Genomic DNA, 24485 nt, shown 5'->3' with positions numbered 1-24485 from the left:
GTATGGAATGTCAAAAAGTACTCCAATCACTGTCATCCTTTATTGACGGGGAACTGGATAATTCCGAAACAGCTCAAATCAAACAGCACCTTAGTTCCTGCCCTGCCTGTCATGAAGAATGGAAGCTGCTGTTAGGCGTTACTTCCCTTTTGCACTCGCTGCCTGAAGTAATGCCTGAGCCCGAATTTCATTCAGAATTGTGGTCCAAATTGAAAATAAATTCTCCTTCCCCGGTTAGCCATACAAGTGCAGAACAAAATAACGAAACGCAAATTGCCAGGTTAACCGATGAAACTGGGTTGAAAAATAATATTCAGAAAAGAAAGGGCAGTTTGTTATCTCTATGGCGAAATTTAACTGCCGGTCCCTGGTCAAGACTTACGGCTTGTGCGGCCTTGCTGGTATTGGCTATTGGTATTACTTCATTATGGTATAGCGGGAATAATAGTTACCAAAATGATCATTCTCCTCAAATAAGTATGAATGGTGGTACGATTGAGAACCGGAATTCAAAAGAAAACACCGGTAGTGCAAATACTGAATCAGGTTCTGCTGATTTCAGCAGCTCGCTCGAAGAGAGTAAGAAAACTGCCGCTAAAGTTACAGAAGAGCAACTGCCCGATAAAACATCTCCCGTAGACACTCCTTTAAAGGAAATTGAGCAGAACCAAACGAAGCAGAAGACTGACAGCAGTCAAGAAAATGGTACTGTTATGCGAGACCGCAGCAGGACAGAGGAACTGCCCTCTTCTATTGCCGGCAATGAATCGACTGCCGGCCCGAGACAGGATTTAACCGGTGCTCCTTCTGTGATGTTTCAGCGTAATGGGGAAAGCTTTTCTATTAACAGCTTAAAAGCAGAAGATAGCGCCGCTTCCAGCGGTGTAGATTCGCCGACAGCAGCAAAACAAGCGCCTTCGTACGAACCGAAAAGTATTTCAGTGCAGTTAAAGGTGCCAAACACTATTGATGCGACGGCGCAAATTCTGATTCTCAGTAAGAGTCAAAAGGCAACTGCCAGTGTCGAAAATAACAGCATCACTATAACGGTCCCGCCTCAAAATTATGAGCAGTTGGTTACTCAGATTAAAAGTTTGGATCAGGCAGAAAACAAAGCTGATGGTATTAACGCGGTTCAAGAGAGTAAAAGCTTGATGGTGCGAATAAATGAACAGGAACCGTAAAAACTAAAAGTGATGTCAATTTAGGTTAAGCAAATAAAATATATAAGACAACGAATTCTGAAAGTATTTATTCTTGCTAATATTAACAAAGACAGTTACAATATATAAAGTAAGCACAAATTCCCCGCACATAAAATGCATGTGGATTTGTTCATACTGTAATATGATGTTGAAGATAAGAAAGGGGGTTTTAACCCTTGCGTGAAAAGGTTGAAGAAGTTTTAGGAAAGGTTCGCCCGTACCTGCAAAGAGACGGCGGGGACGTTGAATTAGTTGATATCACTCCTGATGGAGTAGTACAGGTTAAGTTAAAAGGCGCCTGCAGTGGCTGACCCGGTGCAACAATTACCCTTAAACAAGGGATTGAGCGGGTGCTCAAGCAGGAAGTTCCGGAAGTCAAAGGAGTAGTTCAAGTTTAAGCTAAATAAAACCTCTGCCTTTTTAATGGCAGAGGTTTTTATACGTGCGCCCGGCATGCTTGTGATATAGCCATGAACAAGTCATTGTTTAACGAAAGGGCATATTTGTTTTGCATAAATAAGATTGGTGTTGCATAATTACCGGCAGGCACGAGTGCCTGTGGCTGGCTCGAAAGTCGCTTAAGACCACTTTCTTGTAACTTAAAATTATGTGGGAGGGTTGATCGTGATGTCATTTAAAACAGCAGTTTGCCAGATGTTGGTAAGTCACTCGAAAAGTGATAATATCAGTAAGGCTAAAAGTATGATAGAAGAAGCGGTGTCCCAGGGCGCCGAATTGATAATAATGCCGGAAATGTTCAACTGCCCTTATGAAAACACTTCTTTCCCTGACTTTGCTGAGAGCTATCCGGACGGGGAGACTGTAAAATTTCTTGCCCAAACAGCTAAGGAGAATAAAATATATCTGGTTGGCGGCTCCGTGCCGGAATCTGCTGAAACAGAGTCGGGCCGGCAGATTTTTAATACCAGTTTCTTTTTTGACCCGCAGGGTCAGTTAATTGTCCGCCACAGGAAGGTTCATCTTTTCGATATAGACATTGAAGGCGGGATTTCCTTTAGGGAATCAGATACACTGGGGAGGGGCGATCAAATTACAGTGGCCGGAACAAAGTGGTGCGATATAGGCCTGGCCATCTGTTATGATATGCGTTTTCCTGAATTAATGCGAGCCATGGTATTAAAGGGCGCCAAAATGATTCTCATCCCGGCTGCATTTAATACAACGACTGGTCCCGCACACTGGGAAATAACATTGAAAACCAGGGCTGTAGATAACCAGACTTTTGTTATAGCAGCTTCTCCTGCCAGAAATTTGGAAGCTGCCTATCATGCCTACGGTCATTCCCTGATAGTGGATCCCTGGGGAGAGATCCTGGCGGAAGCAGGTACCGGAGAGGAAATAATTTATGCAAGTATTGATTTGGAACTGGTAGACAGAGTACGACGCCAGCTGCCGCTTCTCCGTCACAGGAGAACGGATTTGTATAGACTGGAAGTAAATTCACAGCCAATGGCACAAAAATAATCGTTTGAGACATTATAAGCAGGTTTGGCTATAATAGCCGTATCAGTTGTTTATTGCAGCTTAATTTGCTAAAATGCAATAGGGGTGACTAAAATTGGCTTTAACAACAGCACTGATTGGTTTACCGCTGGTCGGAAAAACCACTTTATTTAATCTTTTGACCGGTTCTTCTATGGAAATTTCAGAGTTTTTCTCCGGTAAAACCGAAACCAGCACCGGTATGGCTAAAATTCCAGACCGGAGAATACGTTATCTTTCGGAAATGTATAAACCAAAGAAAACTACTTTTGCGGAGATACAAATTTCCGATGTTCCCGGTTTGGTAAGGGGTGCCAGCCAGGGCAAGGGAGTGGGCAACCAGTTTTTGAATGCTATACGCAATGTAGAAATTCTGGTGCAGGTGGTTCGGGCTTTTGAAAACAAGGACATTGCCCACGCCGATGAGACGATAGACCCTTTGAGGGATGTCGAGACTATAGACATGGAGCTTTTGCTGGCCGATATGGATGTAGTGGAAAAGAGAATTGAGCGTATTAAAGGCAGCAAAAAAATCAAAAAAGAAGATGCCGCGGAGTTGGAAGTACTGCAGAAAATAATGGCGGGATTGGAAAATGAAACTCCCATTCACAACCTTGGTTTAAGTGAAGAGGAAAAGGATATGTTGAAAAACTACAGCTTTTTAACAGAGAAGCCTGTTATACTGGTAATCAATATAGATGAAAGCCAGTTTAAGGCTAAGTCCTATCCACAGAAGGAGGCACTTAGTCAACTGGCGGCAGAAAAAAATATTCCCTTAATAGAGGTCTGTGGGAAAATTGAAATGGAAATCAGCCAACTGCCGGAGGAAGATAAGGAAATTTTTCTGGAGGATCTGGGAATTACAGAGTCGGGTATTGATTTGCTGGCTAAAGCAGCCTACGATCATCTGAATCTAATGCCGTTTTTTACTAGCGGAGAGGATGAAGTGAAGGCCTGGACCATAGAGAAAGGTACTAATGCCAAGAAAGCGGCCGGCAAAATTCACTCTGATATTGAGAGGGGCTTTATCCGGGCTGAGGTTGTGAAGTTCGATGATTTAGAGAGATTAGGCTCTATGGCCAAAATAAAAGAAAGCGGCCTTCACAGGCTGGAGGGTAAAGAATATATTGTTCAAGACGGGGATATTATTAATTTCAGGTTTAATGTATAACTGGGGGTAGTGTATGGAGAACTTAGAAAAAGTTATCCTTGTGGGAATCGAACTGCCCGGTATGAGTTCGGAGCAGGTTGAGGAATCAATGAATGAGCTGGCTGCCCTGGCTGATACTGCCGGAGCGGAAGCAGTGGATTCCTTTATCCAGAGAAGAAACAGGCCGGATTCCAAATATTTTATCGGTAAGGGGAAGGCGGAAGAAACATCGCAAAGATGCAGAGAGTTGGAGGCGCAGCTGGTAATTTTCGATCACGAGCTTTCACCTTCCCAGATTCGCAACCTAATTGACTTGATGGAAGTCAGGGTTCTGGACAGAACGCAGCTGATTCTGGATATCTTTGCCCAGCGAGCCAGCACTAAAGAGGGTAAGCTGCAGGTAGAACTGGCACAGCTGAAATACTTGTTGCCGCGCCTTACCGGTCAGGGCAAGTTTCTTTCCAGACTGGGCGGTGGGATTGGCACCAGAGGCCCGGGTGAGACTAAGCTGGAAACAGACAGAAGGCGCTTGCGCGAACGGATTGTGGATATTCAGGCGGAATTAGAAGAAGTAAAGAAACACCGGGCTCTTTTGCGCAAGGGCAGAAAACAGGTTCCCGTGGTTTCTCTGGTGGGCTACACCAACGCGGGCAAATCAACACTGCTAAACAAGCTGACCGGTTCGGATGTGCTGGTAGAGGATAAGCTTTTTGCCACACTGGATCCTACTACCAGGCAGGTTATTCTCCCTAATAACGATGAAATACTTGTAACTGACACTGTCGGTTTTATCCAAAATCTGCCGCACCATTTGGTCGCGGCTTTTCGTGCTACGTTGGAAGAAGTGATTGAGGCTGATCTGCTTTTGCATGTGGTGGACAGCACTCATCCAAATTGTTTTGAGCAGTATAAAGCGGTTCAGTCAGTCCTTAGCTCTCTGGAGGTGGAGAATAAGCCCTCAATTCTGGTTTTAAACAAAGCAGATGGTTTGCCTAAACCGGATTTAAACCTGTGGATAAATATTGCCGGAACACCTGTCACGGCTATTTCTGCTTTAACCGGGGAAGGCTTGCCCGGACTGCTGGAGACTATAGCGAAGAACCTGGCTTATCGCAGAGTCAGGACCACTTTCCTCATTCCTTACGCTAAAGGTTACTTATTGTCTCAGGTGCATGAGCAAGGCTTGGTGCTGTCTGAAGAGCACGGCAATGACGGTGTCCGTGTAGAGGTGGAAATAGAAAGGGTCTGGGCGGAAAGGATTGCTGCCGGGCTTAAATAATGAAAAAATTGGCAGAATAAATAAAGCCCCCATGTAAGAGAATAGATGTAAATGATTGGGGGTGATAAGATGATCAGCGGAAAGATTACGGAAAGAGAAAAGCTTTATCTGAACGACCAGCTAAAAGCTGAGGAACTGTGCGGTAAAAAATTGCGTTTGTTTATGAGTCAGACTCAGGATCAGAACTTACAGAGTGTTTTGCAGATGGCAGCGGATCAAAGTCAAAAGCATTCTAATGCTATTAAAGGCATGCTGCAGGAATCAGGCATACCTGTACAATCAATGCAATAATATTCGATTATAAGGGGGTACAGGAACATTGTTCTTAACAGAAAAAGATATTATGACCGATCTTTTGAAGGATGTTAAAGCCCTGTCAAACGGTTATCATACCACTATTTTGGAATCAGCCAACGATAGAATACGCAATACTTTGATTCAAATAAACAATGAACAGTTGGATATGCAAAAGCGTATTTTTGATTTAATGCAGGAGAAAGGCTATTACCAGGTGGAACCGGCTCATATCGGTTACGGCGTTCAGGATTATACATATCGCCCCATGCAGCAGCAGGGCATGCAGCAGGTGCAGTCAAATGTCTACCAGCAGCAGCCTTTTCCTCAGGTAAGGTATTAATAAACTAATAGTTCGTTTTCTTAAAAGCTTTACATCGCAAAATTACTGAATATAGCTTTTGCTAGTCATAAGGGTATTTATTTAATCCCTTATAAAAAGGAGGCAGGTGAGTGGATAGAACTCCCTCCTCTTTTTTGTATTCTTGGAAAGTATGCTTATGATAGATTTGTATTAAAGATGTATATTGGTCTATTGACTGATAATTTATTGACATGAGGTATTATATAAAATAAGCTTTTAATTACAAGGTGAAATTGAGGAGAATTAATATTGTCTTGAGGGGGCGTTTAATACGGATAACATCACAGCAAAGACCTTTTTAAAGTACAACGGCACAGAGGACTACATTGTTTCCGAAGAATTGCGCAGCAGTGTGAATATCGCACTGACTCTGGGCAGACCGCTTTTAATCAAGGGCGAGCCGGGTACCGGCAAGACACTTTTATCCATGAGTATTGCCAGAGCTCTGGGTCTTAATTTGCTTATCTGGAATATCAAGTCAACTACTAAAGCCAAAGACGGCCTTTATATTTATGACACTGTGCAGAGATTATATGACAGCCAGTTTGGTGACGGGAATGTTTCGGATATTAAGAAGTATATAAAATTAGGACAGCTGGGAGAAGCTTTTGCCTCAGAGGAGCAAGTGGTGCTCTTAATTGATGAAATTGATAAAGCGGATTTGGATTTTCCTAACGATTTACTTTGGGAACTGGATATGATGAATTTTTATATAGCTGAAACAAAGGAGACGGTGACAGCCAGGCAGCGGCCGATTGTGATTATTACCAGCAATGCGGAAAAGGAACTGCCCGATGCTTTTTTGCGACGCTGTATTTTTCATTACATCTCTTTTCCCGAACCGGAAATGATGGCCGGAATCGCTCGGGTGCATTATCCCGATTTGGAAGATTTTCTTTTGCAAGAGGTTTTGAAAGCTTTTTACTGGTTGCGAAAAATCAGCGGTTTGCATAAAAAGCCCAGCACCAGCGAGCTGTTAGACTGGGTGCAGGCACTTAGCATAGGCGGCATCGAACCGGAGAAGATATGCCGGGAACTGCCTTTTCTGGGTGCTGTGTTAAAGCATAATCAAGATTTAGATGTTGTTTTGAGGAGATTAAGAGATTACGGCATTAAACCGGCCGGAGAACCGGCAATCGGGCGGGGTTAGCCTATGTTTAATGATTTTTTTTATACCCTCAGGCAGGAGGGGGTGCCGGTCACTCCTACCGAATGGATGACACTGCACGAAGGTTTAAAAATGGGTTTAGCCTTTTCCGGGCTGACTGGTTTTTATTATCTGGGGCGGGCCTGCCTGGTAAAAAGCGAGGCCCATTATGACCGCTATGATTTGGCCTTTCAACGCTGTTTTGGTCAAATTAATACTCCGGAAGATTTTTTGGAAAAGGTCTTGGCCTGGTTAGAGAGTGAATTGCCGCCTTTGGAAACGGAGGAGAGTTCTCCTTTCAAAGCCTGGAACCTGGAAGAATTGCGCCTGCTGCTGGAAGACCGGCTGAACCGCCAGGAGGAGAAACACGAGGGTGGCTCGCACTGGATTGGTCCCGGGGGACACTCTCGTCTGGGTCACTCCGGCATTAATCCTGTCGGGCTGAGAATTGACGGGCAGTCTGTAAACAACAGCGCGGTAAAGGTTGCCGGCCAAAGAAAGTACAAGGAACTGCGCACAGATGAGACCTTGGAGACCAGGCATTTTGAGGTGGCGCTGCGCAAGCTGAGGCAGCTTACTACCAGAGAAGACGGTCCACTGGACGAACTGGATTTGGATGGGACTATAGATGCTACCTGCCAAAACGGTGGTTTCCTGAAACTGGATTGGCGCAGGCCGCGCAGGAATGAACTGAAGGTGGCGCTTTTTATGGATTCAGGCGGATCTATGACTCCCTATGTGCATATTGTCAAACGGCTTTTTACCGCCGTAAATAAATCCAGCCATTTTAAGGATTTGCAGTTCTATTATTTTCACAATTGTATTTACGAAAGAATTTATGCTAACTCTATGTGTGTGCCCCGTGATTCTGTGTCTACCCGCGAGATACTGAAAAAGCTTGCTTCCGACTATCGTATAATTATAGTTGGCGACGCCAGCATGTCTCCGGGTGAACTGATTATGACGGGTGGGGCCATTGATTGGGGAGTCAGTAAAAATGAGCCAGGCCTGGCCTGGTTGAAAAGGTTTTCTAACCGTTTTAGGTATGCAGCCTGGTTGAATCCGAAACCGGAAAAAAATTGGCACAGCACTGACGGGGCGGAGACAATAGCCCTTATACGCCGTTATTTTTCTATGTTTGAGTTAACAGTGGAGGGTTTGGAAAGAGCTGTTAAGCGGCTCAAAGTCAGCCGTTAAAATCGTTTTTCAAACCAAAACCATGACGATTTATGGTTGTGATATGGAAAAAGGATTTTGGAAGTATAAAAATGAGTGTAATAGGCTAAAAAATAAAAATTTTAGTAAATTTCATTTTTATAAAAAACCGTTCCTGAAAACCCACGGGCTTGTCCCGTGGGATGAAAGGAGCTGTTGCCCGTTAAGGTGACAAGTATATGCACAAACACTTCCTATACTGTATAACCCTGGACATAGTTGGTGTTTCCAGGATTCCGAATAAATCGGTTAACGGTAAAACGGTAAATTCACCAGAGAGCGTAATTTGCCTGAAGGGTCAGAATATGCACGGCTAAAGCTACTAGCGCCGAAAAAAAAGCTGCTTAAATGTATTTACGATGAGCAGCAGATGCCCATGAGCCACAGGGCTGCGGTAACGCAGCCCTGTGGCTCATGGGAGAGTGTAAGACCTTGCTTTGCCAGAGCAGTTTTCAATGAAATGATAAACCTTACGGGTAGAAGCTTCCGTGCCCGTTTCGAGGGGAGTTCACTCGTGAGAGTTAATTAATCGAGCTAGTAACCACCACTTGCAAAGGGTATTCACCGTAAAGCTCATCATTTAAATATACAATAAAATGGTAGTTGCCGGGTACATGGAGGGGTATTTGAGCCTGCAGCACCACATTAACATATGGCCTGTCCAAAGTCAGTTCAAAACGATAGGCGGGCAGCATTAATATAGGCTGCCCGTGAGGGTCGTTAAGAATAATGTCAAAATGATGCATTCCCTGTTCACCATACCAGCCCATAACTATATTTAAGTTATATGTATACGGAAACAGCGGCGGAAAGATTCGATAGAACACACCTAAGATACAGTATTTACCGTTAACTACCTGCACTTCATCGCAGAAGGTAAAACAAACTATCTGCGGCAGAGGAACATTCACCATCTGACCACCTCAAATTAAAATATCATTCTTTATTGTATAAACCATTTTCCTGAAGGAACTCCATCAAAAGCTGGGCAGTCCCTCCTGTAATCTTGATACAGTTCCTTAAATGCTCCTTAGTATCAAAAGGGTGGGGGTTTAAAGCACGACAGCAGGTGTAACCAAACTTTTCTTCAAAACGATCATGAAAGCGGCGAGCCAGATCATAAGCAGGCTCTCTCTTCTCCTCGGGTGTAGTACGCCCTTTTATCATGTTTAAGGCCATAACGGAGGCATTTAAAGATCCGCAAAGACAACCGGCATGACCCAAACCTCCGCCAAATCCGGTAACAAATTTTACAGTCTCAGGGCTGATTTCCGGCGCCAAATATTCACGAAAAGTTAAAAAAACCGCCTCTGCACAGTTGAAGCCTGATTTAAAATAATTTCCCGCCTTATTTCTTGCTTCAGTTGCTATATTCTCACTCATCTACAATTCCTCCTAATAAAATAAGGTTTTAAACTATTTCTCCAAAAACATTTAAATCCCTACCTGCATAAAAAATAATTATAGACTATGTCTATAAATTAAAATACTGCCATTTCTTCTTTAAAATGGCCACTGTTAAAAGTTATATTAACATATCAAAGGTAGCAAAATATAAGTGTCAAAAGATTAATCTTTGGAGGTGTTAATACTTGATGAGTTTACAAGCTTCATTTGGCGGTTGGACCGATTCCTACCGGGGTGTTCAAGTAACTCCTTTGTCCCAGGATGGTAGAGAGGTAACTATAACTTACAACGGGTTGCTTCAAAATTCGGGCGCACAAGAAGTTTATTTACACCACGGCTTTGGAGATAGCTGGCACGGTACAGGTGAATTTAGGATGGAAAAAACCCCACAGGGCTGGCAAAAAACCATTGTCATGCAGGATAATCAGGTTGTCTTTTGTTTCAAGGACAACGCGCAGAACTGGGACAATAACGACGGCCATAACTGGCTCTACCGGTTATCATCAGGCTTTTAAACAATTGCTGCCGGAAATTAATTTAAGCAGAAAAAAAGTCAAGGAGAGCAAGACCAGCCCCTTGACTTTTTTGTCTTAATACAATTCATAATGATAGTCGATAATTTCCACCATGTTCTGTTGATCAATAAAGTTGAGCACCGAAGAAAAAACCTTATCTATCTGAGCCCTTTCATTGCTCACACAGGATACCCCGACAGTGGAACGCTGCCAGAGTTCTTGATGGTCGACTTCAGCTATAGATACATTGAAGCGTGCTTTTATTTTATCTATAACACTTTTTAACAACCGCCTTTTTTCTTTTAAAGAAGATGACTCCCCAATAAATAATTCAACAGTCATAGCTCCTACGTGCATAATAATATCAACTCCCTGCTGAAAACGACTGCAGGAAATTAATTGCCCTACCTGCAAGCGTATTGGGTTAAACTAACCCTATATTAGCCGCATCAACCGCCGCCCTTAAATAAAAGCATAAATATTTGCGCAATACCAAAAGACATTAAGACAAAAGATACAGTTGGAGGCAATTTACCGGATAAAGCCGCCAAAATAAAAAGCGGCCCCAATATCAAAAAAATTAATTTAATCTTGCCGCTGAGCATTTTCACCATCCCCCTTGCTGCTTTGTACCAGTATATCATCTTAATCAGCCTTGCTTCAAGAATAAAAGTTGCCCGCCATCCATGTGGTAAATATTGACGTTTCCTCAATGGCCATATTATGATAAACTTAGGGATTAAATATAGTTCTCTTTATATTATGCTCAGCCATATTTTAAAACTAACGGGGGGATTTTATGACCAGACCGCTGGTGCTTGGCAACGGAAAAATGCTAATCGCCTATGACCAAGAATTCAGCTTGAGAGATTTCTTTTACCCGCATGTCGGTCAGCATAATCATATTATGGGCAGATCCAACCGCTTGGGCTTCTGGGTTGAGGGCATGTTCTCCTGGCTGGATGCTCCATCATGGCACAAGTTGGCCAATTATCGAAAAAACACTCTGGTTATGGAATCAACTGCTAAAAACGAGGAAATGGGCTTATCCATTGTAAATACAAATGCGGTACACTACCGGGAAAATATTTACTTAAAGCGCCTGATAGTGCAAAACCTGACTGACAGGGGACGGGAAGTGCGCGTCTTTGTCACGCACGACTTTTCTATTAATGAAAATGAGGTGGGAGATACTGCATTATATGATGCCCGGTTGAAAACTGTTATTCATTATAAGAAAAACTGCTATATTTTGATTAACGGTTTTTTCGGACCATCTTCCTTTAATATGTACACCATAGGTGTGAAACGGGCTTTTGGTGCGGAAGGCACATGGCGTGACGCAGAAGACGGGGTGTTAAGCAGCAATCCTATTGCTATGGGATCTGTAGACAGTACTATTGGTTTTAAAATCTATCTGGGGGCCAAAGAAGAAGCCAGCATCTACTACTGGATTGCTGTCGGGCCCAGTTATAATGAGGTAAAAAGGTTAAATGAATTTGTTTTGCAGCAAACACCCAAGGCTCTGATAAAACGTGTGGAAAGCTACTGGAACCACTGGCTGAGCAATGTCCCGCAGGACTTCCTGGATCTGCCGGAATATTTGAGTGATTTATACAACCGCAGTCTCCTGGTTATACGCACTCATCTTGATAAAGACGGTGCCATTTTAGCCGCTGCTGACAGTGATATCGTCCTGACCAACAAAGACCATTACTGCTATCTCTGGCCCAGGGACGGGGCGCTGGTTGCCTGTGCCTTAATTAAAGCGGGCTACCCTCATATAACTAGGAAGTTTTTCCAATTTTGTGCCAATGTAATAACCGAAGAAGGGTACCTGCATCATAAATATAATCCGGATGGAACAGTAGGCTCCAGTTGGCACCCCTGGAATAATCCGGAGAGATTGCCTATACAAGAAGATGAGACAGCTCTGGTTATTTATGCTCTTTGGCAGTACTATGAATTTACAGGTGATCTTGAATTCATCAGCGATATATACAGGAAACTGATTATACCGGCAGCCGATTTTATGAACAATTATATGGATAACCAGTTGGAATTACCTAAGCCCAGCTACGATTTATGGGAGGAAAGGCACGGTATATTCACTTTTACTGCCGCGGCTGTTTATGCCGGATTAGTTGCTGCGTCAAAATTTTCCAATATATTTTATGCTGCCGAACCGGCAGAAAAATATCTTGCCTGTGCCAATAAAATTAAAAAATCTATTAAAACTCATTTATTTGATCCCGTACTAAAAAGATTTATCAGGGGTCTGATCTGGGATCAAGAGGGAGGTTACTACCGCAGGGATACTACCATGGAAAGCAGTGTAATGGGACTTTCATTTTTAGGTGTTTTGCCTCCGGATGACCCTTATATGCAAACTACCATGGTGGCTCTGGAAGAAGGCCTGTGCAATAAAACCTGGGTGGGCGGCATGGCCAGGTATACATATGACAGGTATCACAGAAAAACCACTGATGAAGGAATACCGGGCAACCCCTGGTATATTTGCACTCTCTGGCTGGCTCAGTGGCACATAGCCAAAGCAAACACCTTAAAGGATATGAAACCTGCGCTGCCGATTCTTCACTGGGCCGCAGCTTTTGCTATGGAAACCGGGATTATGCCGGAACAGCTTAATCCTGAGACAGGCGAGCCTCTTTCCGTAGCACCACTGGTCTGGTCACACTCTACTTTTGTACAAACCGTGCTGGAGTACATCAGCAAATATAAGTCAATGGAAATAGAAGACATATGTAAAATCAATACTAACAACACAATTCCAGAACCGCATGCAACTTAATGTTTGGATGATACAGTCAGCATTGATTGCAGATATCAAAACCTTGCTGCAAGATGAATTGACGGGTATGCTGCGTCACCCGTAATTGCTTTGTGACGATGCTTTTGGCAAAACGCGATATGACAGCTAATATTGCAGACGCAATGGTTTGTTTTTCTTTTTATGACTTAATTGTACAATAAGATAAATACTTATATACTTGTCGCCCTACCGGGTGACCGCTCCTTTTATTGATGTAGAATTATGTAATCTGTGTCGAAACAAAACCCTTGTGCAACAAATCAATTATAATAATTTTTCATGAGGGAATACTAATTCCGGTTTATAAATTTAAGCCGGAAGGGGTTTGCATAAAATGACCAGGAAAATACCGGATCGGGAATTGCAGCAAAAAGTACGTGGTTTCCTGGAAAATGACTTGAATTTGCGAAGATATGAACTAAAGGCTAATGTTAATAAAGGAGAAGTTTCGGTAATTGGTATCGTGGATACACTGTCTGAAAAGGAGTACTTGAACAGGCACTTGGCCGGCCTGCAAGGAATACAAAGAATCAATAACGGTGTAACTGTCAGCACTGACGGGGCTATAGATGATGAGGACGTTGCATTTGAAGTGGCTGAGGAATTAGGTTCCGACCCGCAAGTGAACATGCTTCATGTAGGGGTTAAAAGCGTTAATGGTACAGTATTTCTGCAGGGACGGGTTGACAGTGAAGAGGAAAAAGACGCTGCAGTCAAAGCAGCCTCCAGGGCTCGTGGGGTAACCAATGTAGTAAGCCAGTTGAAGAGGAAAGACCACGATTTAACTCTTAAAGAAATATTCCATAGCCAGGTGAATAATGACAGGGAAGATTCTAACAAAGAAGATTTCATTGTGGAGTAGTCCGCTTAAGGTTAATAATGGTCAAGGCCGATGGTTGGGAAGATTTTATTGTGTGTAAGCAAATGGCCAGGGAGAAAACGTTTATTTATCAAATACGTAGAACAGACAACCGGCAGAAGAAACAAACCCGTACATCAGCAGCAAGTGGTACGGGTTTGTTGTATAATGCACTTCTGCGGAAAGTAGTACAAGCAGTACTTATTTTACAATTAAAGCCGGCTGTTAGTGGTAAAACTTAACGTTACACTTGAAGTTAATCCCTAAAAAGAATCCTTGCGCTTTGCCTTAACAGATTTGTTAGCATTGCCGATTCTTTTGGGACTGCTTTTCATTTCATTTTTAGTCATGTTTGTACCGGCAGGTAAAAGCTCTTCGGAGAATTCACCGTTATTTCCTTTAACCGATATACTCTGTACCCTGAGATTGGAATTTGCCATTTTTGCCATATCTTTTCTATTTCTTTTCATTTTCAAGTTATAAACCTCCTTAATTATTTGACACTATTTTGCCGCCAGATATCAAAAATACTCCCGGTGAAAGCTGTTAGCAGTGGTTTATTGCGGTTGTTCAAGGAACAGTCAACTAATTTTATTTAACATAAAGACGTGTCATAAGCGTTTATCAAAAATTGTTTTAAAAATTCTAATAAAGGTTTGAGCAGAAGTAAGTGGGATATCATATAATAGGCTTAAAAATTTTGTTGTTTTTTTTCAGTATAGCTTTTAAGATACTAAGTTAAAGCTGAGGTGGTTGTATTGACAACAGTTTTGATAAAACACCTGGGACGATATGTTAATCAGGAGGTGCAAATTGAGGGCTGGTTATTCAATAAAAGGTCCTCCGGGAAAATTAGATTTATAATTATTCGGGATGGTAGTGGCCAGGTGCAGGCAACCCTGGTCAGGGATGAGACTGACCCGGAATTGTTTGAGCTGGCTTCAAGCGTAACTCAAGAGTCCTCTATCAGGGCAACAGGTCTGGTTAGGGAAGAGCCAAGGTCACCCAGTGGTTATGAATTGACGGTTACCGGAATAGAGATAGTTGGTGGATCGCAGGATTACCCAATCACGCTTAAGGAGCACGGGGTAGACTTTCTGGCAGATCGCAGGCACTTGTGGATACGGGGACCTCGCCAGGCTTCCATACTGCGTATTCGTTCGGAAATCGAGCAGGCTATCAGGGATTTCTTTTATGAAAGGGACTTTATATTAGCTGATTCGCCTATAATTACCGCTCTGGCAGCCGAAGGGACGACTAACCTTTTTGAAATAGATTATCATGGAGAAAAAGCCTACCTGGCTCAAACAGGCCAGCTTTACAGTGAGGCTACCGCCATGGCTCTGGGCAGGGTATATAATTTCGGGCCGGTTTTTCGGGCTGAAAAGTCTAAAACGCGCAGGCACCTACTGGAGTTTTGGATGGCAGAGGCCGAGATGGCCTACTGTGATCATGAGGCTAACTTAAAAATTCAGGAGGAACTGGTATATTATATTATCCAAAGAGTTTTACAAAGAAAAAGCTTGGAATTGAAAACATTAAAAAGAGATATAGGGAAGTTAGAAGCAGTAAGCCTGCCGTTTCCACGTATCAGTTATACCGAAGCAGTCAAAATTTTACGGGACAGCGGCGAGGATTTTAACTGGGGTGACGATTTTGGCGCTCCACAGGAAACCCTGTTGTCTGAACGTTTTGCCTCACCTTTATTTGTGCATAGATTCCCGGCAGAAATTAAGGCTTTCTATATGAAACCCGACCCGGAGGACTCAAAGGTTGTTTTAGGTGCCGATCTCCTGGCTCCCGAGGGTTATGGAGAGATTATAGGAGGCGGGCAGCGTATTGAGGATTTGGTACTCTTGCGGCAAAAGATTATGCAGCACAACCTGCCGGAGGAAGAATTTCAGTGGTATTTAGACCTGCGCCGTTATGGTTCCGTGCCTCACGCCGGTTTTGGACTGGGGCTGGAGAGAACCGTAGCCTGGATTTGTGGAATAGAGCATATAAGGGAAGCGGTGCCATTTCCCCGCATGCTCTACCGGATAAGGCCATAAAAAATAACCCCGCCGGGGTTATTTTTTTTGTGGAGGGGAGAAGTCGGAGTTGAACCGGACCCCCGCCCGGATCGCGGGCAGGTCAGCAGATTTGCAGTCTGCGAGACACACCGGTGCCTTTCTCCCCAAGTTTATGTAGATATAGTATTCTACAAAAATACTTAATATCCTGTTATATATTATATGAAAAAAAGTTATAAATTATTGATGCTCTACTGTAACTGGGATAATACAGGTGAAAGAGGGTTAATGAGAAGACTGTTTTGGAGCTGGCATATATGTGTTTTTATTTGTTGGGATGAGTTTTTTTAAATATCTTAGGGGTAAAAAAAGCCCGATCTCCTAAATAGAAGGTCGGGCTAATATTTTAATCCGATTTAAGGTATAACCTTGTTTAAAGCGTATTCAATAATATCCTGGGCTCCTGCCCGCTTGATTGCCGGTATCAAATCGCGCACCTGTTTTTCATCCAGCACAACTTCTACCGCCAGCCAGTCGCTCTCAACCAGTTTGGATACAGTAGGTTTTTTCATAGCCGGCAAAACAGCCAGAATATCTGGCAATTTATCTTCCGGCACATTCATTTTTAGCCCGACCTTAGCATCCGCTCTAAGCGCACCCAAAAGCAGTACCGACATGTTTTGCAGTTTTTCTCTCTTCCAGTCATCTTCCCAAGCTGCTTTGTTGGCATGCAGTTTGGTATTGGATTGGAGAATAGTTGCAATGATACGCAGGTTATGCGCTCTTAGAGAACTTCCTGTTTCAGTTAAGTCTGCAATGGCATCAACCAGATGCGGTACTTTGACTTCTGTTGCTCCATAAGAGAATTCTACCGCTGCTTCTACGCCATGAGCTTTTAAAAATTTTTTTGTCACATTAACTAGCTCGGTAGCTACGCGCTTGCCTTGCAAATCCTCTACTTCCTTAATGTCGCTGTCATTAGCCACAGCCAATACCAGTCTGATAGGGTTGTTGGTCTGTTTTGAGTAGACCAAATCAGCTACTTCCACTACATCCGCTTCATTCTCGGTTATCCAGTCATAACCGCTTAAACCCGCGTCAAGGACTCCTTCATGCACATAGCGGGGGATTTCTTGTGCTCTCATCAGCAATACTTCAATTTCCGGGTCATCTATAGTGGGAAAATAGGAACGCCTGCCGACTGAGACGTTGTAACCGGCTTTTTTAAACAGTTGAAAAGTAGCTTCCTGCAGGCTGCCTTTAGGCAGTCCAAGACGTAATTTCACCGGTAACTCCTCCTTAGTAATGATATGATTATTTAGCGCTACTTTTCAGTATAAACTTTTGTATTTTATAATGTCAAGATATTAATATGTTAAAGTGATAAAGTTTGTGTTGTTGTGTAGTTGATATCTCGGTATGAATTAATATATAGACAAATATGGTATTTTGTGGTATCACCGTTAATGCAATGAAACGTAAACTATTTTTTTTGAGCGGTCTCAAAATGTAGCTATTTATAAAAGCTATGAATAAAATGGTAAATACAACTGAGAGGGTGAGATAAATTATGTTATCTAAGGATGAATTGAAGTTGATAGGTATGCTCAAAGCTAATATCAATAATCCTGACAAGCTGATTGAGCTATATTATAAAAACATAGATAGATTAACAGTGCTGCAAAAGAAATATCCGAATTGGAAACAATATTTAGACACTGAAACCCTTAATAAATTAGCTGAGAGCGGCATTCCACTGTAAAGGATAATATAACAGCTTTTTCTAAATTAACGAGCCTGTATTTTTTACATTCCTTAGCTGTTGTATTCTCTGAAAATAATAGAAGCATTATGACCACCGAACCCAAGTGAATTGGACAGGGTGACTTTAACTTTGGCTTTACGGGGGATATTAGGGACATAATCTAAATCACATTCCGGGTCGGGAGTTTCATAATTAAATGTAGGGGGAATCAGGCCGTTCTTTATAGTCAATATTGCTGCAATAGCCTCAACCGCTCCGGCGGCTCCAAGCAGGTGACCTGTTAATGCTTTAATTGAACTGATGGCCAGCTTGTAGGCATGATCGCCAAAGACAATTTTAATTGCATTAGTTTCAAATTTATCATTAAGCAATGTTGATGTTCCATGTGCATTGATATAATTCACCTCTGATGGTTTAATTCCGGCATCGCGAATAGCTTCACTCATAGCCTGTGCTGCACCTCTTCCTTCAGGTGCCGGTTGAGTGATATGATACCCGTCTCCACTCATGCCATAACCGGTTATTTCGGCATATATTCTGGCACCACGGGCCAGCGCGTGTTCAAGTGACTCGAGTATCAGTATTCCGGCACCCTCGCTCATTACAAACCCATCTCGATTAAGATCAAATGGGCGGCTGGCTTTTTCCGGCTGTTCGTTTTGCTGTGACAGTGCGCGAGAAGCACTGAACCCTGCCAGTATGACCGGAATAATGGCAGCTTCTGCGCCACCTGCAATCATTACATCAGCCTGACCGCGCTGGATAATTTTAAAGGCATCTCCCAGGGCATTGGTGCCTGTTGCACAGGCGGATAAGGGTGAACTGTTCGGTCCTTTGGCTCCCATAATTATCGAAACATGACCTGAAGCTATATTACCGATTATCATTGGAATGAAAAACGGGCTGATTCGCGCAGGGCCTTTCTCAAGAAAGATTTTATGCTGCTCAACTATAGTGGAAAAACCACCGATTCCAGATCCAATATATACTCCGACTCGTTCGGCGTTTTCCTCTGTCACTTTAAAATCTGCATCCTGAGCAGCCATTTGTGCTGCTGCAGCAGCAAATTGTGCGAATCTGTCCATGCGTTTCACATCTTTTTTGTCAATGAAATCTTCCGGTTTAAAAGAATCCACCATGCCCGCAACTTTTGTTGAAAACCGGGAAACATTAAAGCGGTCAATTGTTCTGATGCCTGATTTTCCTTGAATTAAGGAATCCCAAAATGTGGGAATATCACTTCCAATGGGGGTTATCAGGCCCATCCCGGTTACTACAACCCTTTGATACAAATTTAATCCCCCTCACCTGTCCGAATATGTACGATAGATTAATCGGGTTATTATATGTACCGGTTTTGACAAGTGTGATTTTTCACTCATTCTTCGGCTTGGCGGGTTATTAAGTTTAAAAGGCGGGCAATTGCCCGCCTTTTAAATATCAGATTTCTTTTTGATAAAGCCTGAAACTTTTTACTTTAGGACAGCCTGTTCCTGAGATTATTTTATTCATCATGGTATTTCTCTCGTGTATTAAGGAAAACTCACCGCTGGTATAACCTTTAGCTAAAGCTGTATTAATCGTGCGGGATATCATTATTGCTTCTAAGCCCCGGTACCGGAAATCCGGTACAACGCCAAGGATAGCTAAACGAAAGGTGTTCAGCTGTTGTTTTAGACCGTAAGGCAGCGGAAGCGGCAGGCCTCTGGTGAACCGGTTCAACAAGGGGTTGATATTGGGTACTGTCAGGCAGATTGCCGCTGGCTGGCGGCCGATTTCAATAACTGTCATTAAATCCGGATCACAAAAACCCTTGTATTCATATAGTAGTTGCTGGGCATCCAAATCGCTTAAAGGTTTGTAACCCCAGTTGTTGGACATAGCCTGGTTGAGGATGTTTTTAACTGCCAGAGCTTCCTGGTTAATACGATTAAATCTAATGGAACGAACGTTTAAGCCACTTGACCTGCTGGCTTTTAACGCCACCCTATGTATTTTGGGCGGAAATGCTATGTCCCTGTTCCAGCGGTAAGCAAAAAAGTCTTCTGCTTTGATAAACCCCATACTGTCAAAAAGAGAGCTGTAATAGGGCGAGTTATAAGGTGTCATAAAATATGGTTCTTCAGAAAAGCCCTCGGTTAACACGCCTATAATTTGATTAGTATTACGGGTGACCGGACCGATAACGGTATTTACCTGGCATTCTTTTAACCAGCTAGTAGCGGCATTGAATAAGCTGGCTGTAGCTTCCGGTTCCTCAAAGGCTTCAAAATAACCTATAAAACCTATATTTTTCATATAGTCTTGATTGGTTATAGCCGCAGCTCTGGCTACCGGCCGGTTATTATTCAGAGCAAGGTACAGTTTATTATGTTGTCGAAAATAAGGGCTTTGAAAAAAATTAGGCAGGTTGCTGTCCATAGGAGGCAGAACACCCCAGCGATCATTTTTATATATTTGACGTGACAAATCAATGAATTTATATAATTCACTGCCGGTGCTTACTTCAATAACCTGAATTGACATTAGGACTATCCCTCCAGCTTCATTATTAATATTACCTTATGGTCCTAATGCGAAAAATGTTTCTTTTTTGAGTGTAACAAAATATTGTTTAATTTAATAACATAGTTAGTGAAGAAGTCAAAAACTTAGTTTAATGAGGAGGGAATAAAATGGCATACGGCGCAGGTGGATGTGGAAGCGGAAGCGGTGGTTTTGGTTTGATTTTTTTATTGCTGCTGCTCATGTTGTTTATGCCTATGATTGGTTGCGGGTATAGTGTTGCAGACAAGAAATAGCAACCCAAAAACCCGGTCATTAATTAATGACTGGGTTTTTAGTTTAAATACAGACATTTCACACCCCATATTATTCATGATAGGTTATATGGCAGTAACCAGATAATTTTAATTAAGCGTAACAAATTGTAGTACTATGCAATAATATGGTTAGTGAAGAAGGAAACGCTTAGTGGTAGAGGAGGAAACTTAATGGCATATGGTGTTGGTGGCGCTGGTATGAGTCCGATAATCTGGATATTATTAATCTTGTTACTCTTTGGCATGCCTTTTGGTGCTTATGGTACCGAAGAGAAGTAACAAATATATATGAGGGAGGAAATATTATGGCATACGGTACAGGTGCAGGTGTAGGTACAGCACCACCTGCTGCAGCAACATTTTATGGTAGTTGGACTTTTGTTCTCTTCTTAATTTTAATTCTCTTAATATTAGCTATACCTAGTTTTTGATTTTAACAGAGAAGTAAAAATTAACAGCTATAAGGGGGAAATTTAATGGCATATGGTGCAGGTGCGGGAACAACTCCGGCTACAACGTCAATTTTCGGTAGTTGGACTTTTATTCTCTTTCTGATATTGATTCTTTTAATGTTAGCAATACCCAATTTTTAGAATTTATCAATAAATACGGATATCAGCTAATTAATTTAGGAAAGGGGGGAAATTAAATGGCATATGGTATTGGTGGTACCACTCCGGCCGGAGCATCAGTATATGGCAGCTGGACCTTTGTTCTCTTCCTGATATTGATTCTCTTAATGTTATCTGTACCCATGTTTTAAGCTTTATTAAAAGTTGTTTCAAATATTAGTCCGGAATGGGGGGAATTAAATGGCATATGGTGTAGGTGGCACTACTCCTGCCGGAGCATCAGTATTTGGCAGTTGGACTTTTATTCTCTTCCTGATATTGATTCTCTTAATGTTAGGAATACCCAATTATTAAAATTTGATATGTATAACTGGGGAAGAAGAGAAAAACCGGGTGTTGTGATCCGGTTTTTCTTGTTGCTTAAGCGTATATATTTTAAACTGTTTTTGTTATGTTCCTTGAGTAAAATAATGAAAGCACGTAATTGCATAACCGTGCTGCAAGAGAATAAAAGCATGCAAAATCTTAGGCGGAAACAATTTTTATAATTTTTCCCCAGACTGCCAGTTTATCAGCCTTAATTGCAACTACTCCGACAATACCAGGTATGGCAGTGGCAAATTCCAGTGCATTATGTAAATCATCCGGCTCCTGTATCAGATTTGCCGTAGCGGTAGCAACTGCGTCAGCTAAAGCTGCATCGGCAGAGAGAATGATGGCGGCATCGGCTTTACCAAAACTCAAAGAATGGCCAACTGTGCCCGACGAGGTGCAAATGCCATACTCCCTTAGTTCGGGAAGGATTTCCATAGCAATTTTACCCGAAAAGGGGGATGTCCCGGCAAATATACCGATTCTCCTTATCTTATTGGTGCGTAAATAGATATCTCCGCCGTTTTCTATAATTATCTCATCGGAATGGCGGGCTAATTCCTTTCCTACCGATTCGGCCACAGCACCGGCCACCGCAGCCATTGGCCCGACACCGGCGGTTTTGGCGGCGGCAGCCATTTGAACGGCTATGGCAGGTGCAAATGGTGTTAGCTGTACCGGTTCTAAGGATGTTAAAAATTCCTGGTGTGTTTTTATATAGTCCTCTAACTGGCGCCGGTATTTAGCTGAAATTTCTTGCGCCAGTTGCACCAGTTTAGGTTTATAATTTTTTTTCTCAACTCCAATGTCCAAATCTGTTTCCTTGATCATAACCTGGAAATGAGCTAAATCCGATTGACGATAGTTTTTACGGTAGGTTCTTGCTTCGTAGACCAATCAAAATCTTACCTCCATAGCCCGTAAGGGGCATATTTTCAGGCAGAGCTGGCAGACCACACACTTATCACTGTCAAATTTAACTTCCATACCAGGCCTTTCAATATAAAGAGCGCCGGAGGGACAAATGGCAGTGCAGGCGCCGCAGCTGGAACAGCGGTCCTCATTTCTGACTATTTCCTGTGTCAGCGGTTGAACTGTTACTCCCTGGCTGCGCAGGTATTCCAGACCTTCCTGATATTTTTCCCCGCTTAGCTCAAGAATTAACATCCCCTCTTTATGAGGATTGATATTGGCCTTAACAATATTAACCACCAGGTCATAATCCTTAACCAAATGATAGATAATGGGTTTGTCGGATATTGATGCAGTGAAGCGCAATACTATTTTAGGGGGAGACATAAAACCACTCCTTCTTAAAAAAAATTATTTTAAGGCCTTACCCACAATGCCAGAAGTTGTATTTGGCAGAAGTTGTGCAGGTTGAGAAAGGAGAAAGTCTCCCTTTAGGATCCATCCTTTTAGGATAGAAGCAATTTCTCTGGCTTTTTTATAGCTGGACATAGACGCTGTCGGTATTTCTTTGCCGTTTAAGGATATTTTACCGGATTTTAGCTCCGCATAGCTGACATAGCCAAGATTGCCTGGTTTGCGGTTGGGATAGGCATCCCCATAATCAACAACCGGTGCGTACAGTTCCTCATCTGAAGCGGCGGCAAAGCGCAGGATATCTTCGTCGAGTACCGGTATCGGTATGCCTATGCCTACGGTTAAGCTGGCACCGTAGCCAAGGAAACTGGAGCCTTTCAGCCATTTAGGGCTCATTTGTTTTAAGTCGCCCAATACTGACAGGGTGCCACCGGCAGAACCCAGGTATTTGCCGTCTTTATCAGTAATGTGTTCCGGAAAGTGCTGAGTTCCGTTCCATATAACATAACCTATCCCGCCGCCCAGAAAAATCCTGGTACCTATGCCGATAGTTCGGAAATCGGGATCTTTTAAAAGGGGGCTGAGCTGTCCGGCCGTGGAGTAGTGAGCGTTGCCCAGTCCCGGTTTAAGCATGCCCATATAAGTATAAACAGTCCGGTCGGAAAGGTTTACCGCACAGTTGTAGTTTTGATAAGCATTGCGGGGGTTCATTAGTATAGCTTCATTAATCTCCTGCAAGGTTATTTCCGTTTCAATTTCTTTTAGCGGGTAGCAGTCCGTGCCGTAAGCCACAGCCTTATATTTGATGGTTTTGCCTGCCACCATGTCTTCAATTACATGGCCCCCGCCGTAGCGGAATTCACCCGGGTAACTGTTGTTTAACGGGTCATCCTCAGGTAACTCTGTAGCTCCCAAAAAAACATCGGCCGCGGCTATACCGCCATAGGCAGGCACTTTATTTAGCCAGGCTTTTTGTATCTTCATGCGGGGCTTGCTGTGTCCGAGATTTATAAAAGCGCCGGAAGAGCACATGGGCCCGAAAGTTCCGGTAGTAACGACATCAACCTGTTCGGCGGTTGCGGCAATACCCTTGTCCTTAACCATGCCTATCAGTTCTTCGGCTGTTACGACAACTGCCTGGCCTGACTTTATTTTGCTGTTGATCTCAGTGTAAGTTCTTTTGATGCTCAAGTTTTTACCCTCCCTGATGTACTCTATCCGAAACATAAAGTAAAGCCTCTTCCATACAGAAGAGGCCACATTTTCCATGTGTTCCCTCTTATCTGTCAGAAGAAAATCCTCTGCAGGAATTAGCACCTTTCTGATTAGTTCTCAGAAGGTTGCCGGGTTTCATCGGGCCAGTCCCTCCACCACTCCGGATAAGAGCACTTTGTTTAAAATTAAGTTTAGTTTAGCAGGTGTTACCCAATTAGTCAATAAAAATAAATAACAGCAAAAATGTTGCAATTTTTAATGGGCAACGCGCCCGTTGGATTTTTCGTCTAAGATGTCAATAACCTTGACAATTTGACTTTTACATGCTACGGATAAGGCCCCAAGAGCAAATAAGACAATAATAGAGTAATAGAAAAGCGAAAAATCAAAAATGTTATCATACATACGGCAGACCCCCTTTAATTTATTAAACCAAATAATTTTAGAGGATAGATACTTTTATTTATATTAACATGAAAGTTGCCTTTGGTAAATAATTATATAGTCCATGAATACCAGTAGTAAATTACCAGCGTTTATAAAAGGTAGAATATGATATAATAATTATAATGTTCGATAAACTTTGAGGTTATTTCGTATTATTGCAGTAAATGTATTAAAATATTTGAT

30 protein-coding genes, 1 tRNA gene and 1 riboswitch are annotated in these 24485 nt (G+C 42.6%); of the genes, 18 read left to right on the top strand and 13 right to left on the bottom strand.

What is annotated here, in order from left to right; translation table 11 throughout:
* Positions 1-2: 2 nt before the first annotated feature.
* The 10 genes from DTOX_RS17550 (at position 3) to DTOX_RS17505 (ending at position 8686) form a co-directional block, all read left to right on the top strand.
* Entirely contained in the window at positions 3-1184 is a 1182-nt protein-coding gene (locus DTOX_RS17550; RefSeq protein ID WP_015759014.1) for an anti-sigma factor, read from the top strand.
* Positions 1185-1381: 197 nt separating this feature from the next.
* Positions 1382-1603, top strand: a complete 222-nt coding sequence (locus DTOX_RS22495) for a NifU family protein (RefSeq protein ID WP_015759013.1) — start codon at positions 1382-1384, stop codon at positions 1601-1603.
* Between the two features lie 229 nt (positions 1604-1832).
* Positions 1833-2690, top strand: a complete 858-nt coding sequence (locus tag DTOX_RS17540) for a carbon-nitrogen hydrolase family protein (RefSeq protein WP_015759012.1) — start codon at positions 1833-1835, stop codon at positions 2688-2690.
* Positions 2691-2784: 94 nt separating this feature from the next.
* Positions 2785-3879 (top strand): redox-regulated ATPase YchF, encoded by a 1095-nt coding sequence (ychF, locus tag DTOX_RS17535; RefSeq protein WP_015759011.1) that lies wholly within the window; start codon positions 2785-2787, stop codon positions 3877-3879.
* 13 nt (positions 3880-3892) lie between these two features.
* Positions 3893-5137 (top strand): GTPase HflX, encoded by a 1245-nt coding sequence (gene hflX / locus DTOX_RS17530; protein WP_015759010.1) that lies wholly within the window; start codon positions 3893-3895, stop codon positions 5135-5137.
* Positions 5138-5206: 69 nt separating this feature from the next.
* Positions 5207-5428, top strand: coding sequence for a YvdQ family spore coat protein (locus DTOX_RS17525; RefSeq protein ID WP_015759009.1), 222 nt, complete (start codon positions 5207-5209; stop codon positions 5426-5428).
* Positions 5429-5456: 28 nt separating this feature from the next.
* A complete protein-coding gene (locus tag DTOX_RS17520) occupies positions 5457-5774 on the top strand; it encodes a spore coat protein (RefSeq protein ID WP_015759008.1) in 318 nt (105 codons plus the stop codon).
* A 301-nt stretch (positions 5775-6075) separates the two neighbouring features.
* A complete protein-coding gene (locus tag DTOX_RS17515) occupies positions 6076-6945 on the top strand; it encodes an AAA family ATPase (RefSeq protein ID WP_015759007.1) in 870 nt (289 codons plus the stop codon).
* Positions 6946-6948: 3 nt separating this feature from the next.
* Entirely contained in the window at positions 6949-8139 is a 1191-nt protein-coding gene (locus DTOX_RS17510) for a vWA domain-containing protein (protein WP_015759006.1), read from the top strand.
* A 304-nt stretch (positions 8140-8443) separates the two neighbouring features.
* Entirely contained in the window at positions 8444-8686 is a 243-nt protein-coding gene (locus tag DTOX_RS17505) for a hypothetical protein (protein WP_042316165.1), read from the top strand.
* On the opposite strand, the gene DTOX_RS17500 is transcribed toward DTOX_RS17505, so the two are convergent.
* A complete protein-coding gene (locus DTOX_RS17500) occupies positions 8679-9071 on the bottom strand; it encodes a DUF6941 family protein (RefSeq protein WP_015759005.1) in 393 nt (130 codons plus the stop codon). The two genes, DTOX_RS17505 and DTOX_RS17500, sit on opposite strands and share 8 nt — an antisense overlap.
* Positions 9072-9093: 22 nt before the next feature.
* A complete protein-coding gene (locus tag DTOX_RS17495; RefSeq protein ID WP_015759004.1) occupies positions 9094-9540 on the bottom strand; it encodes a C-GCAxxG-C-C family (seleno)protein in 447 nt (148 codons plus the stop codon).
* Between the two features lie 212 nt (positions 9541-9752).
* On the opposite strand from DTOX_RS17495, the gene DTOX_RS17490 reads away from it, so the two are divergent.
* Positions 9753-10079 carry a carbohydrate-binding protein gene (locus DTOX_RS17490; RefSeq protein ID WP_015759003.1) on the top strand — a complete coding sequence of 109 codons (327 nt, stop codon included), beginning with the start codon at positions 9753-9755 and terminating at the stop codon, positions 10077-10079.
* A 75-nt stretch (positions 10080-10154) separates the two neighbouring features.
* On the opposite strand, the gene DTOX_RS17485 is transcribed toward DTOX_RS17490, so the two are convergent.
* On the bottom strand, positions 10155-10436 hold the full coding sequence (locus DTOX_RS17485; protein WP_015759002.1) for a DUF503 domain-containing protein: 282 nt from the start codon (positions 10434-10436) through the stop codon (positions 10155-10157).
* A gap of 92 nt (positions 10437-10528) precedes the next feature.
* Complete coding sequence (locus tag DTOX_RS23235) at positions 10529-10693, bottom strand: hypothetical protein (RefSeq protein ID WP_162013542.1); 165 nt, start codon at positions 10691-10693, stop codon at positions 10529-10531.
* Between the two features lie 185 nt (positions 10694-10878).
* On the opposite strand from DTOX_RS23235, the gene DTOX_RS17480 reads away from it, so the two are divergent.
* The 3 genes from DTOX_RS17480 to DTOX_RS17470 all read left to right on the top strand — a co-directional run bounded on the left by DTOX_RS17480 (position 10879) and on the right by DTOX_RS17470 (position 14013).
* Complete coding sequence (locus DTOX_RS17480; protein ID WP_015759000.1) at positions 10879-12891, top strand: glycoside hydrolase family 15 protein; 2013 nt, start codon at positions 10879-10881, stop codon at positions 12889-12891.
* Between the two features lie 355 nt (positions 12892-13246).
* On the top strand, positions 13247-13774 hold the full coding sequence (locus DTOX_RS17475) for a BON domain-containing protein (protein ID WP_015758999.1): 528 nt from the start codon (positions 13247-13249) through the stop codon (positions 13772-13774).
* 50 nt (positions 13775-13824) lie between these two features.
* A complete protein-coding gene (locus tag DTOX_RS17470; protein WP_157863005.1) occupies positions 13825-14013 on the top strand; it encodes a hypothetical protein in 189 nt (62 codons plus the stop codon).
* A gap of 21 nt (positions 14014-14034) precedes the next feature.
* Here DTOX_RS17470 and DTOX_RS17465 read toward each other — a convergent pair whose 3' ends face one another.
* Positions 14035-14247, bottom strand: coding sequence for a hypothetical protein (locus DTOX_RS17465; protein ID WP_015758997.1), 213 nt, complete (start codon positions 14245-14247; stop codon positions 14035-14037).
* Positions 14248-14529: 282 nt separating this feature from the next.
* On the opposite strand from DTOX_RS17465, the gene asnS reads away from it, so the two are divergent.
* Positions 14530-15822, top strand: coding sequence for an asparagine--tRNA ligase (asnS, locus tag DTOX_RS17460; RefSeq protein ID WP_015758996.1), 1293 nt, complete (start codon positions 14530-14532; stop codon positions 15820-15822).
* A 30-nt stretch (positions 15823-15852) separates the two neighbouring features.
* On the opposite strand, the gene DTOX_RS23230 is transcribed toward asnS, so the two are convergent.
* Both DTOX_RS23230 and hisG read right to left on the bottom strand, forming a co-directional pair.
* Positions 15853-15949: transfer RNA gene (locus DTOX_RS23230), tRNA-OTHER, on the bottom strand.
* A 250-nt stretch (positions 15950-16199) separates the two neighbouring features.
* Complete coding sequence (hisG, locus tag DTOX_RS17455; RefSeq protein WP_015758995.1) at positions 16200-17069, bottom strand: ATP phosphoribosyltransferase; 870 nt, start codon at positions 17067-17069, stop codon at positions 16200-16202.
* Positions 17070-17353: 284 nt separating this feature from the next.
* Here hisG and DTOX_RS17450 point away from each other — a divergent pair, with 284 nt between their 5' ends.
* Positions 17354-17545, top strand: coding sequence for a hypothetical protein (locus DTOX_RS17450; protein ID WP_015758994.1), 192 nt, complete (start codon positions 17354-17356; stop codon positions 17543-17545).
* Between the two features lie 53 nt (positions 17546-17598).
* Here DTOX_RS17450 and fabF read toward each other — a convergent pair whose 3' ends face one another.
* Positions 17599-18840 (bottom strand): beta-ketoacyl-ACP synthase II, encoded by a 1242-nt coding sequence (gene fabF, locus DTOX_RS17445; RefSeq protein ID WP_015758993.1) that lies wholly within the window; start codon positions 18838-18840, stop codon positions 17599-17601.
* A gap of 148 nt (positions 18841-18988) precedes the next feature.
* Positions 18989-20074 carry a hypothetical protein gene (locus DTOX_RS17440; protein ID WP_015758992.1) on the bottom strand — a complete coding sequence of 362 codons (1086 nt, stop codon included), beginning with the start codon at positions 20072-20074 and terminating at the stop codon, positions 18989-18991.
* A gap of 149 nt (positions 20075-20223) precedes the next feature.
* Here DTOX_RS17440 and DTOX_RS24975 point away from each other — a divergent pair, with 149 nt between their 5' ends.
* Both DTOX_RS24975 and DTOX_RS24970 read left to right on the top strand, forming a co-directional pair.
* On the top strand, positions 20224-20349 hold the full coding sequence (locus tag DTOX_RS24975; protein ID WP_015758991.1) for a hypothetical protein: 126 nt from the start codon (positions 20224-20226) through the stop codon (positions 20347-20349).
* Positions 20350-20675: 326 nt separating this feature from the next.
* On the top strand, positions 20676-20801 hold the full coding sequence (locus DTOX_RS24970) for a hypothetical protein (RefSeq protein WP_015758989.1): 126 nt from the start codon (positions 20676-20678) through the stop codon (positions 20799-20801).
* Positions 20802-21467: 666 nt separating this feature from the next.
* Here the strand turns inward: DTOX_RS24970 and DTOX_RS17430 are convergent.
* The 4 genes from DTOX_RS17430 to DTOX_RS23220 form a co-directional block, all read right to left on the bottom strand.
* Positions 21468-22211, bottom strand: a complete 744-nt coding sequence (locus DTOX_RS17430) for a UPF0280 family protein (protein ID WP_015758985.1) — start codon at positions 22209-22211, stop codon at positions 21468-21470.
* The gene (locus DTOX_RS17425; protein WP_015758984.1) at positions 22212-22613 is read right to left on the bottom strand and encodes an NIL domain-containing protein; all 402 of its coding nucleotides are present in this window, start codon (positions 22611-22613) and stop codon (positions 22212-22214) included.
* A 24-nt stretch (positions 22614-22637) separates the two neighbouring features.
* A complete protein-coding gene (locus DTOX_RS17420; protein ID WP_042317428.1) occupies positions 22638-23831 on the bottom strand; it encodes a homocysteine biosynthesis protein in 1194 nt (397 codons plus the stop codon).
* 85 nt (positions 23832-23916) lie between these two features.
* Positions 23917-24026: riboswitch (SAM riboswitch) on the bottom strand.
* Positions 24027-24110: 84 nt separating this feature from the next.
* Positions 24111-24260 (bottom strand): hypothetical protein, encoded by a 150-nt coding sequence (locus tag DTOX_RS23220; protein ID WP_015758982.1) that lies wholly within the window; start codon positions 24258-24260, stop codon positions 24111-24113.
* Positions 24261-24485 lie beyond the last annotated feature (225 nt).

Source organism: Desulfofarcimen acetoxidans DSM 771 (assembly GCF_000024205.1).
GTDB lineage: Bacteria > Bacillota > Desulfotomaculia > Desulfotomaculales > Desulfofarciminaceae > Desulfofarcimen > Desulfofarcimen acetoxidans.
The sequence above is the reverse complement of the archived record's forward strand: the minus strand, read 5'-3'. Positions and strand labels throughout refer to the sequence as shown.